The organism is Shewanella sp. 553, assembly GCF_059338375.1.
In genome coordinates, this window is the sequence record NZ_CM181701.1 from 3,112,183 (window position 1) to 3,128,526 (window position 16,344).

The 16,344-nt window shown below is 47.6% G+C and carries 16 protein-coding genes and 2 pseudogenes; 7 read left to right on the plus strand and 11 right to left on the minus strand.

Going from position 1 to position 16,344, the window contains the following annotated elements:
* Positions 1 to 8 precede the first annotated feature (8 nt).
* Together AC5YBZ_RS13790 and AC5YBZ_RS13795 are read left to right on the plus strand one after the other, a co-directional pair.
* Positions 9 to 563 (plus strand): DUF924 family protein, encoded by a 555-nt coding sequence (locus tag AC5YBZ_RS13790; protein WP_494521589.1) that lies wholly within the window; start codon positions 9 to 11, stop codon positions 561 to 563.
* Positions 564 to 604: 41 nt separating this feature from the next.
* Entirely contained in the window at positions 605 to 1,366 is a 762-nt protein-coding gene (locus AC5YBZ_RS13795; protein WP_494521026.1) for a sulfite exporter TauE/SafE family protein, read from the plus strand.
* 90 nt (positions 1,367 to 1,456) lie between these two features.
* Here AC5YBZ_RS13795 and AC5YBZ_RS13800 read toward each other — a convergent pair whose 3' ends face one another.
* Complete coding sequence (locus AC5YBZ_RS13800) at positions 1,457 to 2,497, minus strand: alkene reductase (RefSeq protein ID WP_494521025.1); 1,041 nt, start codon at positions 2,495 to 2,497, stop codon at positions 1,457 to 1,459.
* A 140-nt stretch (positions 2,498 to 2,637) separates the two neighbouring features.
* On the opposite strand from AC5YBZ_RS13800, the gene AC5YBZ_RS13805 reads away from it, so the two are divergent.
* Positions 2,638 to 3,225 carry a TetR/AcrR family transcriptional regulator gene (locus AC5YBZ_RS13805; protein WP_494521024.1) on the plus strand — a complete coding sequence of 196 codons (588 nt, stop codon included), beginning with the start codon at positions 2,638 to 2,640 and terminating at the stop codon, positions 3,223 to 3,225.
* A gap of 66 nt (positions 3,226 to 3,291) precedes the next feature.
* Here the strand turns inward: AC5YBZ_RS13805 and AC5YBZ_RS13810 are convergent, their stop codons facing one another.
* The 3 genes from AC5YBZ_RS13810 to AC5YBZ_RS13820 form a co-directional block, all read right to left on the minus strand.
* Positions 3,292 to 3,735 (minus strand): universal stress protein, encoded by a 444-nt coding sequence (locus tag AC5YBZ_RS13810; RefSeq protein ID WP_475514728.1) that lies wholly within the window; start codon positions 3,733 to 3,735, stop codon positions 3,292 to 3,294.
* A gap of 60 nt (positions 3,736 to 3,795) precedes the next feature.
* Positions 3,796 to 4,227, minus strand: a complete 432-nt coding sequence (locus AC5YBZ_RS13815; RefSeq protein WP_475517038.1) for a universal stress protein — start codon at positions 4,225 to 4,227, stop codon at positions 3,796 to 3,798.
* 225 nt (positions 4,228 to 4,452) lie between these two features.
* A complete protein-coding gene (locus tag AC5YBZ_RS13820) occupies positions 4,453 to 4,830 on the minus strand; it encodes a SpoIIAA family protein (protein ID WP_475514729.1) in 378 nt (125 codons plus the stop codon).
* 257 nt (positions 4,831 to 5,087) lie between these two features.
* Between AC5YBZ_RS13820 and AC5YBZ_RS13825 the strand changes: the two genes are divergently transcribed.
* Positions 5,088 to 6,512 carry a coniferyl aldehyde dehydrogenase gene (locus AC5YBZ_RS13825; protein ID WP_494523862.1) on the plus strand — a complete coding sequence of 475 codons (1,425 nt, stop codon included), beginning with the start codon at positions 5,088 to 5,090 and terminating at the stop codon, positions 6,510 to 6,512.
* A gap of 96 nt (positions 6,513 to 6,608) precedes the next feature.
* Positions 6,609 to 7,190 carry a TetR/AcrR family transcriptional regulator gene (locus AC5YBZ_RS13830; protein WP_494523863.1) on the plus strand — a complete coding sequence of 194 codons (582 nt, stop codon included), beginning with the start codon at positions 6,609 to 6,611 and terminating at the stop codon, positions 7,188 to 7,190.
* A gap of 7 nt (positions 7,191 to 7,197) precedes the next feature.
* On the opposite strand, the gene AC5YBZ_RS13835 is transcribed toward AC5YBZ_RS13830, so the two are convergent.
* Entirely contained in the window at positions 7,198 to 8,085 is an 888-nt protein-coding gene (locus AC5YBZ_RS13835) for a LysR family transcriptional regulator (RefSeq protein ID WP_494523864.1), read from the minus strand.
* 123 nt (positions 8,086 to 8,208) lie between these two features.
* Between AC5YBZ_RS13835 and AC5YBZ_RS13840 the strand changes: the two genes are divergently transcribed.
* Positions 8,209 to 8,880 carry a type 1 glutamine amidotransferase domain-containing protein gene (locus AC5YBZ_RS13840; protein ID WP_494523865.1) on the plus strand — a complete coding sequence of 224 codons (672 nt, stop codon included), beginning with the start codon at positions 8,209 to 8,211 and terminating at the stop codon, positions 8,878 to 8,880.
* A gap of 256 nt (positions 8,881 to 9,136) precedes the next feature.
* The gene (locus AC5YBZ_RS13845) at positions 9,137 to 10,294 is read left to right on the plus strand and encodes a membrane dipeptidase (RefSeq protein ID WP_494543056.1); all 1,158 of its coding nucleotides are present in this window, start codon (positions 9,137 to 9,139) and stop codon (positions 10,292 to 10,294) included.
* A 282-nt stretch (positions 10,295 to 10,576) separates the two neighbouring features.
* Here AC5YBZ_RS13845 and AC5YBZ_RS13850 read toward each other — a convergent pair.
* The 6 genes and pseudogenes from AC5YBZ_RS13850 to dsbC form a co-directional block, all read right to left on the minus strand.
* Positions 10,577 to 11,212: pseudogene (locus AC5YBZ_RS13850) on the minus strand (transposase); the annotation flags it as partial.
* Positions 11,213 to 11,282: 70 nt separating this feature from the next.
* Complete coding sequence (locus AC5YBZ_RS13855) at positions 11,283 to 11,969, minus strand: hypothetical protein (protein ID WP_494521020.1); 687 nt, start codon at positions 11,967 to 11,969, stop codon at positions 11,283 to 11,285.
* A gap of 129 nt (positions 11,970 to 12,098) precedes the next feature.
* Complete coding sequence (locus tag AC5YBZ_RS13860; protein ID WP_456041046.1) at positions 12,099 to 12,305, minus strand: hypothetical protein; 207 nt, start codon at positions 12,303 to 12,305, stop codon at positions 12,099 to 12,101.
* 393 nt (positions 12,306 to 12,698) lie between these two features.
* Positions 12,699 to 12,929: pseudogene (locus AC5YBZ_RS13865) on the minus strand (transposase); the annotation flags it as partial.
* Positions 12,930 to 13,578: 649 nt separating this feature from the next.
* A complete protein-coding gene (recJ, locus tag AC5YBZ_RS13870; RefSeq protein ID WP_494543057.1) occupies positions 13,579 to 15,303 on the minus strand; it encodes a single-stranded-DNA-specific exonuclease RecJ in 1,725 nt (574 codons plus the stop codon).
* A 211-nt stretch (positions 15,304 to 15,514) separates the two neighbouring features.
* On the minus strand, positions 15,515 to 16,243 hold the full coding sequence (dsbC, locus tag AC5YBZ_RS13875) for a bifunctional protein-disulfide isomerase/oxidoreductase DsbC (protein WP_494521018.1): 729 nt from the start codon (positions 16,241 to 16,243) through the stop codon (positions 15,515 to 15,517).
* Positions 16,244 to 16,344: the final 101 nt, after the last annotated feature.

A 16,344-nucleotide genomic window follows, 5' to 3' on the forward strand; every position in this document is an offset into this window, starting at 1 on the left:
CAAAGACTATGACAAAGACCCTGCATACCCCAGATGATATTATCCATTTCTGGTTTACCGAGATTGAGCCCAAAGCTTGGTTCGATAAAGACAGCGCCTTTGACGCGCTGATTAAGCAACGGTTTGAGCCTTTATTGAGCCAAGCAAAACAGGGAGAGCTTTATCATTGGCGCGCCACGCCACAAGGTCGCTTAGCTGAGATCCTTATCCTTGACCAATTTAGCCGTAATATTTATCGTGATACTCCGCAGGCGTTTGCCGCCGATGCAATGGCACTGACCTTGGCCCAAGAAGCGGTAGCGGCGGGGATCGATCAACAGCTGAATATCAACTATGTACCGTTTATCTATATGCCTTATATGCACAGTGAATCACGCGCAATCCATGAAGTGGCGCTGATCCTCTTTAGCCGTGAGGCAGCGGCTGCCAACTTGCCGTTTGAGCTGCGTCATAAGGCGATCATCGACCAATTTGGCCGCTACCCTCATCGCAACCAGATCTTAGGGCGCCAATCGACGCCTGAAGAGTTAGCCTTTTTACAACAACCTGGGTCAGGTTTCTAACGCCCCTATTATTAATTTATAACCAGCTTAAAGGACAAAAAATGGATGTCACCCTTACCCACGGTCTATTGCTATTGGTCACCGGATTTCTCGCAGGGATCATTAACACCTTGGCCGGTGGCGGCTCTAATTTAACCTTGCCCGCCTTAATGGTGATGGGGATGCCAGCAGAGGTCGCCAATGCCACCAATCGAGTGGGCGTGGTGGTGCAATCGTTAACGGCAATCGTGGGGTTTAAAAAACACGGTAAATTAGACAGCGGTGATACCGGCCCCATTTTATTGCCCACCATTATCGGGGGTTTTATTGGCGCGGCAGCCGCGGCCTACGCCCCATCGAGTATCATCAAACCCTTATTGTTGGGGACTATGCTGACAATGGCACTGATCATTTTGGTTAAGCCCGCCATGATTTCGCCCGCGCTAGGCACAGAGGTGAAGAAAGTCAGCCAAACGCCGAGCTCTTGGGTCTGGCTCACCATTGCAGGGATCTATGGCGGCTTTGTGCAAGCTGGGGTCGGCTTTGTCCTGTTAGCAGCTCTGGCGGGCAGCTTACGTTACGACTTAGTCAGAGCTAACGCCTTAAAAGTCTTATGTACTTTAGTATTTACCTTAGCCTCGTTAGTCGTCTTTATCGCCGAAGATCTCATCCTCTGGCTGCCCGGCTTAATCTTGGCTGCGGGCACCTTAGTAGGCGCTCACATCGCCGTCAAAATGGCGATAAAAGTCAGCCCTAATGCCTTAAAGTGGTTCCTATTTATCATGACATTGTGCGGCAGCGCCGCGGCGATGCTCAGCGAGTAGACCTATTACGTACTATGCGTATAAAAACGTAAAAAGCCAGCAATTGACTCTGGGACAATTGCTGGCTGAAAAGTGTAAAGTCTGACTTATTTAAATGAGGCTGGCTAACATTTCATCTGAATACTCAACCAAAGGCTGGTTATCGCGCACTCGCTCAACATAATCTGGGTTAGCGATAAATGGGCGGCCAATGGCCAGTAGATCAAACTTACCCTCATCGATAGCGGCGGCGCCCGTTTGCGCTGTGTAGCTACCGACCCCGACTAAGGTTTTACTGTAATTTGCTCGGGTGTAACTAGATGCGCGGCCGCCAAGGTAATCAAATTCCAAGGCATCATCGAAAATACCTATGTGCAAATAAGCCAACTCACGTTGCGCTAACTGTTTAAGAAAATAGTCGAATACTTGACGATCTCGCGCATCACCTTGCATGTTGACATAGGCACCAGGGGTGACGCGTAGCGCCGTGCGCTCGTGACCAATACGCGCACAAACGGCATCGACAACGGCCAGCGGGAAACGCGCCATGTTCTCAGGAGTTCCGCCATAGCCGTCGGTGCGGCGGTTACTGTCGTGATGTAAAAACTGATCGATAAGATAAGCATTAGCACCGTGAATTTCGACGCCATCGAAACCAGCATCAATGGCATTGGCTGCCGCTTGTGAATAATCGGCAATCAGCTGCTCGATCTCTTCGTGGGTGACCGCTTTAGGCGTTTCGTAGGTTAATTCACGGCGCCTTGGCACGCTACCTTCGATAGCAATAGCCGATGGTGCAATGGTTTGCCCACCAAAAAAGTGAGAATGAGCAACCCGGCCAGTATGCCAAAGCTGAGCGAAAATTTTGCCATCGTTAGCGTGCACCGCATCGGTCACCCGACGCCAACCGTCGATTTGCGCAGGGGTAAACAGGCCAGGTGTATTGGGATAACCTTGACCGTCAGGGCGAATGATCACCGCCTCAGAAATAATCAATCCGGCCGCGGCTCGGCGGGCATAATACTCGGCCATGGCTTGAGTTGGCACCAACTCATCATCGGCCATACAACGGGTTAGCGGCGCCATCAAAATTTTGTTGTTAAGCGTAATACTGTCATTGAGCTTAAACGGTTGAAATAGGTTAGCGGTCATGTAGAACTCTCTTGCTGTAACGCTTTCTTGAATGTCCGCTCAAGATAAACCGAGTTGCATACGCATTCAAGATCTTTTTTGAACAAGCATTCAAGATTGAGTACAATGGCAACACATATGCCGACCACAGACAGAGAAATATGCGCAACGCCGAATTTGATCGAGAGCAGGTATTAAGGCACGCCATGACCGCCTTTATGGCCAAAGGCTATGCCAAAACCAGCATGCAAGATTTAACCAAGGCTACTGGCTTGCACCCTGGCTCTATCTATTGCGCCTTTAGCAATAAGCGCGGTTTGCTGTTAGCAGCATTAGGCCAATATCGCCACGATCGCAGCGTGGAGTTTGATGGATTCTTTCAGGCCGACGCGCCCATCGTCAGCCAGCTCAAGTCCTATTTAGATCATATAGTGCTGGAGTGCCTTAGCTGCGATGCCGCTCGGGCCTGTTTACTCACCAAAGCCCTGAATGAACTGGCCGAGCAAGATGATGAGATACGCGCGATAATCAACCAACATTTGGCCAACTGGCTTGACGCATTAACCGATAAGTTTCAGCAAGCTATTGATGCAGGAGAGATCCCTGCTCATCGCTCCAGCAGGGATTTAGCCCACTATTTTGTGATGGGCATTTATGGATTACGCACCTTTGCCCATACGCATCCCCAAGCGCAGGTGCTGCAATCGTTAGCCGATAAACTGCATCACGACACTTGTATTAGGCCGTAACCATTTCTCCGTAACGATTGTTATATCAGTCACTCGTCGGTTGTTACACGGCATCAGCGCACACATCTATTTGATCACTAATACCGGGCATTTGGCTTTATTAGCCAATGACTCGGCGATATTGGGGTTCAGTAGGTGCGATAACCCTTGATGACCGTGACTGGCAATGACCAACATGCCAATGTCGTTTTCTTCCACTTCCGCCAGCAGTTGCCCCAGTACATCACCGGCCCTAATTTTACTGTAAACCGTCAGTCCATCGGGCATCTCTAATTGGGCGTCTCGCACAATTTTCCCTAGTTTGCCACTGGCGTAGGCATGCAAATGTTGCTCTAACTCTTCATTACTATCGATCATAATACCGTAATTATGAGCACCATAGGGCTGACTTACCACATGCACTATTCGTAAATCGACACCATAAAGGCATGCCATTTCAATGGCATAACCTAAAGCATGCGAAGCCGTTTCTGAAAAATCGGTCGGGCACAAAATTTGATGAGTACGCATCACTCACCTCCTCAATAATGGTGTCAGCCAAGGCAATCACAACGTCTGTGGTTCACACCTTTATTTCACGACCAATACCGGACACTTAGCCCCATTGGCTACGGCCTCGGCCACATTGGTGTGTAAAAAATGGGAAAAACCCGTGCGGCCATGACTAGCAATCACAATCATACCGGCACCGTTCTCTTCGGCTTCGGCTAAGATCTCGGCCACCGCATCTCCCCGACGTATAATCGTTTCAACCGCTAGGTTACTGTCGAGATTAGCTAATAATGACTTCATTTTTTCAGCAGCGGCATCTTCCATCGTCTTAGCTAATTCCTCGGGAGTAATAGCCAAGATTTGGTAATTTTCATCACCTATGGGCTGCTCGACGACATGTAAAAGTCGAAAGCCCACCTGATAAAGGTTGGCCATCTCGATAGCATAAGACAGCGCATGGGACGCTGTTTCGGAAAAGTCGGTTGGACATAAAATTTGACCTTTTCTCATCATGAACTCCTTAGCGGTAAGGCTAGATGTAAGCGGTAGTATCATTGAGCCGTTTTAGAGCAAGCTTAGATAAATATCATCCACAGCTTACCGTCATTAAGCTTAGCGGATAACCCAGTAACCGTTAAGTAACCGTAATCAGATGACACAGTTTTATCAACTTAAGCTTCATCAACTTAAGTCTCATTAAGTACTAGCTCACGTCTGCCGACATGCTCGCTCGGCTCACATCAACCAATCTATCGCCTTAGCTCGACTGTCGAAAAATTTAAACTCTCCAGGGCTAAACCAGCCGGCAATGCGGCTCATCCACTGCTGGAAATCGCCTCGTCCAACAATTGCCACCTTACGAAACGCTTTACCATGTTTAAGCCCCAGTTGCAGATCGTCCCACGCGGCATGCAGCGAGATCCCCTCTAATTGGGTAATATCCACTAACGCAACCACCTCTGGCTGCTTGAGTCCAGCTAAGGCCGACTCCAGGATAGGGGTCATCAACTCATAATCGGCGTGGGTTAAACTGCCGATGGCCGTCATCATTAAGTAAACATTGTCATCATTACGTTCGATACCAATGGAAATACCATGCTGTAATTCACTCATATGCCCCTCCCATGACTCAATCATCACTTAAACGCTCATCTTTAAGTGTAGTTTTCGGTGCCATAAACACTGTTGATCTAGATCACACTTTGTAGTGAGCCTGATGTTTATTTGACCACAAGAAAAAGTTCATCTATTATCAGACCGACTAATCAGTCGGTTACTTTATTGAATGCCAAGGTAGAGAAGCTTATCTTGAGCGCACCCGTTCGAGCGGTAACCACTCATCCACGCGCTAGCGAATAAGGACAGGTGTAATGAATATGCCACTGCAAACCGATATTGCCACTCAACTGCAACAGAGATTAAGCGCGCAAAAATCTGCTTATCTGCGCCAACCGACTCCGGATCTCGATGCGCGAAAAGCACAACTCAAGGCCTTAAAAAAAGCCCTGCTCGCGCAGCAAAACCGCATTATTGAGGCCCTGTCCCAAGACTATGGCCACCGTTCGGCTGACGACAGCCTGATTTCCGACATCATGCCCTGCATTAACAATATTAATTACACTCTTAAACATTTAAAAAACTGGATGAAGCCCAGTCGTCGTCATGCCGGTATGCTACTGGCGCCAGCAAACATTACCGTACATTATCAACCTGTGGGAGTCGTTGGTATTATCGTGCCGTGGAACTTCCCGGTGATGTTATCTATAGGGCCGTTAATTACCGCGCTGGCGGCTGGTAACCGCGCCATGATCAAGCTGTCTGAATTCACGCCGCACACCAATGCTGTATTAAAGAAGATGCTCGCTGAGCTATTTGATGACACTGTGGTCGCCGTCGTTGAAGGTGAGGCCGATGTCGCGGCGGCTTTTTCGGCGCAGCCCTTCGATCATCTATTGTTTACCGGCTCAACCACTGTCGGGCGTCACGTGATGCGCGCCGCCGCCGATAACCTTACTCCAGTCACCTTAGAGCTGGGGGGGAAATCGCCGGTGATCATTGCCGATGATATGCCACTTGAGACAGCGGTCGAGAGGATGATTTATGGTAAGTGCTTAAATGCCGGCCAAATCTGTGTCGCTCCCGATTATGTGTTACTGCCCAAGGGAAAAACCGACGCCTTTAAGCAAGCGTTCGCACAACAGTTTAATGCCATGTATGGTCAAATCGCCAACAACCCAGATTATGGCGCCATTATTAATCAACGTCAGTTTGACAGAATAATCACTGTGCTCGACGATGCCCGCAGCAAAGGCGCGCTCATCACCTCGGCCAATGGTGAAGCTATCGACAGCAAGACGCGTAAGATCCCCACCCAACTGCTAAGCCAAGTCAATGATGAGATGCTGGTGATGCAAGAGGAGATCTTTGGCCCGCTGCTGCCTATCATAGAATATGATGATCTAACGCAAGCGATAAACTACATCAATCAGCGGCCACGCCCGTTAGCCTTATATATCATGAGCTTCGATACCACGGCTCAGCAACGCATTTTAAGCCACACCCACTCTGGCGGTGTGTGTATTAACGAAACCGTGTTTCATGTGGCGGCCGATGACGCGCCCTTTGGCGGAATTGGCCCCTCGGGCATGGGGCATTATCATGGTAAAGAGGGCTTCTTAACCATGAGCCACGCTAAAACTGTGCTCAGTCGCGGAAAGTTGAATACCGGCAAGTTAGTCCACCCCCCTTATGGTGGCCTAATACAAAAGCTGCTGATGAAAGTGTTTTTACGCTAACGCCCACGACGAGCTTGCACGCTGTAGATTGCACGCAATAGAACGCCGCTGCGGGCCATGTGCCCGCAGCCTGTGAGGAACGCCGTAAGGAACACCATGAGTATTACCGACAAAAAACAAGCCATCTTAGACACAGCACTCAGCCTGTTTGTTGCCCAAGGCTTTCATGCCACCAGCACCGCAGCGATAGCCCGCCAAGCTGGCGTGGCCACAGGCACCTTGTTTCACCACTTTCCCTCTAAAGATGCACTCATGCAGCACCTTTTTTTATCGATTAAGCAAGAGTTTGCCGATGCGATTATCGCTAGCGCTCAACCATCGGGGGAGCTTAAGCAAGATGCTAAACACCTCTGGTTTAGCGCCCTCAATTGGGCGATTGACAATCCGCTCAAGCAGGCCTTTTTTCAGCAGTACTCTATGTCGCCAACAGTTGAGCAGGCGGTGCGTATGCAGGCGATGAACACCATTTTAGGCTTTATTGGTGACTTAATTAAACAAGGCCAAATCCAAGGGGTTATCGCCCCCTACCCGGTAGCGCTGATGCAAGACAATTGCCACGGCCAATTCCTTGCCGCCACCCGTTATTTTATTGATAACCCCCAAACATGGCTGCAGGCCAGCCACAAAGAAGCCAGCTTCAAGCTGTTTTGGCATGCCATGGCAAGCCTACCCGCGTAACCTTTAGCTACTCCTGCCAGTCGGCAAAATGCGCTAATAGGTGATCTATCGCCATACGGGCACGCAGCGGCAGAAAGCGCCGATTTTGATATACAATCCAACTGGTTAATCCACTCGTCCAAAATGGCGCTAATACGGGTGTTAAGGTGCCTTTTTCGAGAGAGGTAATAAAACTACTCTTAGGCAGATAGGCTATGCCTAGCCCTTGTTCGGCAGCCGCGATCACCGCAGGTACATTATTGCTACGCCAACGGCCTTCAACCTTGATGTTGAGCCCGCTGGCGCTGTCGGGGTGATGAAATAGCCAATGTTCATTATTAGAAATAATGCAGCTATGACGCTTAAGTTCACTAGGGTGATGCGGCTCACCATGCTCGGCTAAATATTGCGGACTCGCCACCGCCATCATGTCACGATTAGCCAGCTTACGCGCCACCAAGCCGGAGTCTTTTAACGCGCCAAACCGAATGGCAAAATCGATACCGTCTTCAACAAAATTAACCATGCGACTGTTAAAGTCCATATCGATGGTGAGCTCTGGATGCTGGCCAGCAAACTGAATTAATACCGGCGCAATATACTGCTCGGCAAAGGCGCCAGCGGCGCTGACCCTTAAGGTACCATTAAGCTGTAACTGCTGCTGGCTGACCTCTTCGTTGGCCTGCTTTAAGCCCACCAACAAGTTTTTACACTGCTGATAGTAGCTCTGACCCGCCTGAGTCAAGCTAACGCTGCGAGTCGTTCGGGCAAATAAGGCGCAGCCAAGGCGCGTTTCTAAGCGGGCAATTTGGCGGCTAACATGGCTAGTCGAACTCCCCAACTGGCGCGCCGCCGCCGAAAAGCCATTTGATTCTGCCACCGCAATAAATTCAACAATGCCGTCAAAACTGTCCATCACCCATCCTCATTCTGCGTCATTATTGCTGTACAACAATAGTAATTTGCACTTTAAGCCGATTATCATATTTGATGACAACAATTACAATGACATCACTTTCAACAAACCGAGTGTTCTATCATGAAAAAAGTGCTTATCCTGCTAACGAATCACGCAACCCTTGGCACCACAGATGAAGCCAATGGCACCTTTGCCCCCGAGCTGACTCACGCACTGCATGAGATGCTTGATGCCGGTCTTGAATATGATTTAGTGTCTATTAAAGGCGGTAAAGCACCACTTTATGGTACCGACCTTGAAGATGATGCCATTAATGATGCCATACTGGCCGATGAGTCATTCCAGACTCGCGTCAATAACACCATTCCTGCATCACAAATTAATATCGATGATTATGCTGCTATCTACTACCCAGGTGGCTTTGGCTTGTTGTCTGATCTTGCCAGCGACGAAAATGTGGCTAAGCTCAGCGCGGCTCATTACGAGCAGGGCGGCGTCATCGGCGCGGTCTGCCATGGCCCAGCAGGTCTATTGCCCATCACCTTAAGTAATGGCCAAAAGCTGATTGCCGATAAATCGGTCACAGGCTTTACCCGCGAAGAGGAAGTGGATTACGGCACAATAGACAAAATTCCTTTCTTGCTCGAAGAAGCCCTCACCCGCAGCGCCGCACGTTACACTAAGGTGCAGCCGTGGAATGAGTTTGTTATCGAAGACAACCGCCTAATCACCGGCCAAAACCCCGCCAGTGCTGGCGCCGTGGGTAAAGCTATCGTTAAGCATTTAGCCTAAATCGGACTAAGTGGCTATTCGCTTAAGTGGCTATCCGACTCAGTGAGTTAGCGACTATTTGATTTAGCGATAAAAAACGCCAGATGAAGAGATTCATCTGGCGTTTTTTTGCCTTGTTATTTACCGTTAAGTGCCCTGACTCAGAGTCGCCACTTCATCCATCAACGCACCACTACCCCCCTACTTTGGCCACATTTTTGATGTTATTATCACTATTTGATAACACTAAGAAAACAATCATCACAAGGAATGCTAGATGGCAATCGAAGTCAGCAGACGTCAACTTATCAAAGCACTCGCCGCAGCAGGCGCACTGAGTCAATTTGCTCAACTCAGCGCTGTTGCGCAGCCAATGGCTAAACCGCTCTATATTGATGGTCTTTCCTTTCTACCTGATGATTTAGCCGATCTTAGCGCCTCGAAACTCGATGCTTACTTGTGTGATATCTCAGCCATCGAAGCCATTGAACAAGCCGATGGCACTACCAATTACAAGCGCACCTATAACGCCTGCGTTAACAGCATTAGTGAGGCATTAACACGGGTGAATGCCAACCCAGACAAACTATTACTGGGCAAAAGTGCCAGCGACATAGCCCTCGCCCACGACACTGGACGCACTGCGGTGATATTTCAGATCCAAGGCGCCGATTGCGTCGAAGAGAGTATCGATAGCGATCTTAATCAGGTGGATGAGTTTTATCAGCGCGGCCTGCGGGTACTGCAACTGACCCATCACTACGGCAATCAATTTAGCGGCGGCGCATTAGATAACGATGGCAAGCAAGGGCTCAATTTACCCTTAACCGCCGCAGGTCATCAGTTAATCGACAAGCTTAATCACAACAAGATGCTCATCGATGTCAGTCACTCTAGCCCACAATCGGCGCTTGATAGCGCCAAAGCAAGCCGAGTGCCCATAGTGCAAAGTCATGGCGCCGTGCGCGCTATCGTCAATCATGCTCGCTGCTCTCCCGATGAGGTGATTAAAGCCATTGCCGATACTGGCGGCCTGTTTGGGGTGTTTATGATGACTTTCTGGCTGACAACCGATAAGACGCCAACCACAGAGCACTATGTAGCGCACCTTAAACATGTGGCCAATATCGGCGGTATCGACGCCGTCGCGATCGCCAATGACTACCCCCTTCGCGGCCATGAAAACCTGATTAAACTGGGTAACAATAATGCCGAGGGCGTAAAACAGTACATCGAATGGTGGCATAGCCTACGGGCGCGCGGCGTATTAGGCTTTGATATCGAGCCCGAGCATGTGGTGATCCCAGAGCTTAATCATATCGATCGCATGGAGCATATCGATGATGCGTTATCTGCCGCCGGTTTTAGTAGCAACGATCGCAGCAAGATCATGGGCGGTAACTGGCAACGCGTGTTGACGCAGGTATTGAGTTAATACCGGTTAACCTAGGCGGGTTAGCGATCAGCCTACAGCTCGCAGTTCGTCTTGGTCTCGACATACAACCTCCTTGTTAAATGCTCTTTCAAAGCATAGTTGGAGGTCGTGAGTGATGCCATTAACTATGGCTGTCTATATATCTTTTAATCTCCCCCTAAATTAACCATGTAAAAACGCTCGTTCAGCGTCAAGGTTTGATACCAGGAAGTAATCTCTGATTATTTTGACAAATAGCGCCCACAAAGCCAGTCAATAGAGTTAATGCTATTCGGTTAAGCATTATTGCTTATATTTTAGTGGGTAACGGCTAGGTATATAGAGCACTGAACGTGGATATGTTCGGTGCTTTCTTTTATCTGGAAGGATAAAGTGTTTTATATCGGCTCACATTTGCTTCAGCTTAGCCGGCAATTTCCCATCCGGCGATAAAGCAAGCCACATCAATTGTGTGTCTATCAAGCTTATTGCTGCGGTAAAACTGATACGCGTTGGAGCAACTTCAGCTTCCTTTGCTATCGCTACCATTTCTAAACGAACCAGATTGTAAGCGATAAGTACGCCCCATAGTTCTTGTCTGACCCCTTCAGTAACTTGACTTCGTAACGTCACCTTACTTTGCAGTTGAGTTTGCTGAAGCTCGCCATATCCTTCTTCAATTTCCCAGTGTTACCAGTAGATATTAAGTAGCTTATCCAGTGGATACCGAGTGGGGTCAACCAGCGAGGTAACGAAGCCTTTAATCTCACCCTTTGGCTTTTGATTAGCAATAAAACGCGCGCGCCATGTTTCAGGTAAATTTGGGTTCTTCTTTCTCGCTTGCGGTGATACAGGCATATCAATAAGCAAATCATTATCAGAAAACGCTTCAACGACTTCATAACGCATTTTCGATTTGACTGGCGTTAACCAGTGTCGCAGTTTTCCTGAGCCTTCCCATCTAAAAAATTAGGGGCTTACCACAGCCTATAGCTATGCAACTTTCATTTTACTTATGTTGTATCGGCATATTTCCAATAGCACCAAATAAAACCCCATAGTATTCGCCATTATCCTCCACAATTTTCAAGCTCCCCCCCTTTAGCTTTTCTTTTACAATAGGCTTAGATGTAATTAAATCTAAGAAAGAATCAACATTAGAACGATTTTCAGAGGAAATGACAATGCCACAAAGTTTGTCTGAACAAGATACCGTCTTGAGATTCATATCTTCATATTCCACTAAATCTTTTCCAATTCCCTCATTAATGTTTTCCATAATAATTAGTGACTCGGGGTTGGTGATAGTAAGTGGTAAACTAGCTATAAAATCGAAAGTTTCGTTTAAGGATAGCTCTTTTAGGTAATATTCATCGAATACTAATTTCCCATTTTCTTCAAAAACAACATTATTATCTTGAAGCTCAGTCGAAATTACATCTTCATTTTTTTTATCATCTCCATTAGTCAAACTATCATGACTGATTAGTTTATCTGCATTGTTAACTGTCAAATCAGAATGCACCAAAATAGCCGCGTCATCTGGGCTTAAGCCATCCGCGTTTGCTATATCGGAAACGATATTGCCCTCATTTTGATTAAATTCATTTTCTTTTTCGTTATTAATAAACTCTATGTATCCCCATGTGGCGATTGATATTGCCAGAATAGAAAAAATATACGGTTGTAGTTTCATAACATTCCTTGATAAAAGTCCTTGATTAAAAAGGTATCTTTTCAGCTAAACTTTAAAATAATCGTAAAAAGTTGAGCGCACTTCAGCTCAACTATCAGTTAATATATTATACATCTGAAAAATTTTGCCTTAGACGGGATCTTCGGTTTCTTTTCTCCAGACCGATCCTCCGCAGCAATCCGTAACATTTCCGTGACTGTCGACAACACAAACATTATCACATTTATATGTACCTTTAGGTGTTACAACAATACTATCAGCCAGAACGCCAAATGTTGCGACTACTAACAATGAAGAAAATAGTACCAGATTAGTTTTCTTAATATTAAATGTCATTAAAATTCCTTTTATATTACATGTTGACTTTAAAATTACTAAAGCCTTGTTATGCCATAACAAAGCTTCAATTAAAATCTGACACACTTTTTTTTAAAATTACAAGAGTTTAACAACCCCTAGGTTTCAGCCTAGAGAATCCCCAGATAATTTCTTTAAATAAGCCGAAAAGAAAATACCCCCCCATTATAAAACAATAACATAATACGCTTTCGGTTTATGTTCAATCGCCGTGATGTGATTTGGTCATTTTAGGTCGAAACAATATGGCCTGAATATCGATGTATGACGACATTAAGCCTGCTGACTTAAAAATGGCGTATTTCAGCTGCACTAAACCAACCTATTGCACCAGAAGAACAACAGGTTTTGTGATGCAATAAAGCGTTAATATCAGTCTATTTTGAAATGCTGGCAGCTCGTTACAAAGTGCCGGCGCCGCTTCTCTAAGTGCTCGCAGTAATGGGTGAGTGCTTGTAATGTGCCCACTGGGCCATGAAACAATTGACCAAATTCGCTAACGAGCTTAACCCAATTTTCATGCGGGATATTCAATCTTGTCAGTACGTTGGCACTGTTTTCGTTGATAGCGCCACGTTTATCGTCACGAATAATACGTCCAGTTTGGCTTGAGCAGTACAGTCAATAGTCTCGTCACTGTTCTGTACTGCTTATCGCCTGTAACTCACAAAGGAGCAGAACCTAGTTAGCTTTTGAACTAGCAACCCACATCAAATACGGCTAAATCGAAGAGACGTTAGAGATAAGTGTAAACGCGGCTGCGGCCTTCGGTTTCAGGGATGAAACCGTAGAGCGGCCATGGATGGCGCACAGCGTGCCGCAGAAGTGTTTACACATTAGCCTGCTGCAAGCAATTTCAAACAGCGAAGGTTCGACCTTCAAACACTTTCAATAAATGAAAATACAGCCAGCCGCTACTCAAAAAAATGCCAAGCCTTCATTCCAAAACCAGCACACTTTGGGGCAAAAGCTTCTTAGCCTTTAACTCACTAGTCGTATCAAATGAAGTCCAATCGAAGAAGCGTTAGAGAGAGGTGTAAGCGCGGTTTTGGCCCTTGGCAGCAGGGATGCCGCCGTGGAGCGTATAGGGATATATTCACAGCGAGCCAAAAGAGCGCTTGCACATAAAGCCTGCGGCAGGCTATTAATTGCCATTAAGGTGCGTTTTCATAGCACATCAATAAATGAAAATTCAGCATAACGCTGCTCAAGTAAACTTAAAAAAATGCCAAGCCTTCATTCGAAGGCCTAATCACTTAGGCTCTATCTGCTCCACCATAAACTGCAGACTCTCATTGCCCCTAAACTCATTGATGTCGAGCTTATAAGCTACCTGCGCAAATTGAATGGTCGCATCAGGCCACGTTTTTAAATCGACATTAAAGGCAATGGCATCGACCATGGTTTGGCCGCATTCGGTTTCCAGTACGAGCTTAAGGTGACGTTCGCCAACAATGCGCTGCTGCACCACTCTGAAGTAACCGTCAAATAACGGCTCTGGGAAATTCTGTCCCCAAGGGCCGGCATTACGCAATTCTTGGGCTAACGCCATCGTCATTTGATGGGGCAATAGCTCACCATCACTAACAATTTCACCGGTCAGTTGCGCGGGGGCCAGTAACTCTCGCACCGCTTCATCATACGCCTTGGCAAAACGGTCAAATTGGCCAGCGTTAAGCGATAAGCCTGCCGCCATGGCATGGCCACCAAATTTGATGATCATGCCTGGATGTCTGCTATTGATTAGCTCGAGTAAATCCCGCATATGCAGGCCTTTAATCGAGCGCGCCGAGCCTTTTATCTCGCCTTCATTAGCCTCGGCAAAGGCGATCACCGGGCGATGATATTTATCTTTAATGCGCGAAGCCAAGATACCTATCACCCCTTGGTGCCAATCGCTCTGGTAAAGCGCGATTCCCCAAGGTAAGTCAGCTTCATCTAAACTCAGCGCCTCAAGGCTTTTTAGCGCCTCTTGCTGCATATCGGCTTCAAGATCGCGCCGTTCGGCGTTTAAGCTATCGAGCTCACTGGCCATACGCCGAGCTTGCATGATGTCATCACATAGTAAGGTTTCAACCCCTAGAGCCATCTCGTCGAGCCGCCCGGCAGCGTTGAGTCTGGGGCCAACCGCAAAACCAAAATCAGAGGCCACAATACGTGAAGTATTGCGTTTAGCGACTTCCAATAAGGCGGTGATCCCGGGGCGACAACGGCCGGCTCTGACTCGCTTTAAACCGGCATCGACTAAGATACGGTTATTGGTATCGAGCGAGACCACATCGGCAACCGTGCCCAGCGCCACAATATCCAGTAAGCTGGCTAAATTTGGCTCGGCAATGGCGCGCTGTTGATACCAGCCACGGGTTCTTAATTCGGCTCTTAATGCCGACATTAAATAAAAGGCGACGCCAACGCCCGCAATCGACTTGCTGGCAAATGGGCAATCGAGTTGGTTAGGGTTCACTATGGCATCGGCAGCCGGCACCGTTTGGCCTGGCAGATGATGGTCGGTGATCACCACAGTCATGCCTAGCGCCTTGGCGGCGGCAACGCCCTCGATAGATGAGATGCCATTGTCGACAGTGATCAGCAGCTGCGCCTCTTTACGGTAAGCCACAGCAACAATCTCAGGGCTGAGGCCGTAGCCATAATCAAAGCGGTTTGGAATGAGGTAATCCACCTGCTGCGCGCCCATCATCTTCAGCGCTAACAAACAGACACAGGTAGAGGTGGCGCCATCGGCATCAAAGTCGCCCATGATAAGGATTTTACGATTATCAGCCATGGCATCGGCAATCAGCCGCGCGGCCACATCGAGGCCTTTCATGGTATTAGGCCGTAGCAAGTTAGCAAGCGCCAACTCACAGTCTGCATCACTGCAACCTCGGCTGGCGTAAACTTGCTTTAAAATAGGCGAGAGATGGGCAGGAAGATGATTATCATCCACCTTAGGGCGACGAACTATCTTATGGATCACAGCGTAAATAACCTCAACAAACAATGGCGCTAGCATAACAAAGGCGGCGGCAGAACACACAGCAAAAGTATCGATTGCTACTATCTATCAGCGCTAGATAGAAGCAGATACCAGCCACTCAATACCTGCGCGGCGAGAACCATTGCAAGTAGGCACAAAAAAGGTGAGCGTAAGCTCACCTTTCAATCACACGATTTAGCCAATTTAAAGCTTATTGTACGCGCTCAAGCGCTTGCAATAATTGCCCTGGAGGTTGATAACCTGGGATCATAGTGCCATCTTCTAATACGATAGCCGGCGTGCCATTAACGCCCAGTGTTTGGCCTAAATTGTATTGCTGCGAGATGTTGGCATCGCAGTTTTTAGCCGTGTCGACCAACTTACCGCCCTTGGCATCGGTCATCGCTTTTAGCGGATCGGCCGAGCACCAAATGGCCGCCATATCGTTAGCGTTTTTCGATGGTACGCCTTGGCGTGGGAAGGCTAAATAACGTACGGTAATGCCTAAGTCGTTGTATTCATCCATTTGATTATGTAGCTTACGGCAGTAACCACAGGTGATGTCGGTAAAGACGGTCACAATGTGCTTTTCATCTTTAGCCTTATAGACCAGCATATTAGGCTCAAACTGCTTGATCATTTCGACACGAGGGCCAGCCAGCGCCGCTTCGGTGAGGTTTTTCATGCCGTTATCAAGATCGTATAAGCTACCGTGGAATAACTTACTACCATCTTGGCTAATATAAAGCACGCCACGATCGGTGATGGCTTCATAAAGGCCTGGAATTTGCGACATATTAAGGCTTTGCACTTCCACACTCAAAGTGCTGGCCAGTTTTTGCTTTAATTGCTCAGTGTTATCGACAGTGCTGTTAGCTGCTATGACAAACGGCGCGGCCACAAGGGCACATAGCAAAGTTAGAGTGCGGGTAAAGTTCATTAGATATCCTGTATTGTATTTGGACTACAACCATTAAACCAAAACAAGGTCGTGTTTATATCACTTAACACCACTCAAACTTGCGGCTACATCGACAGCGA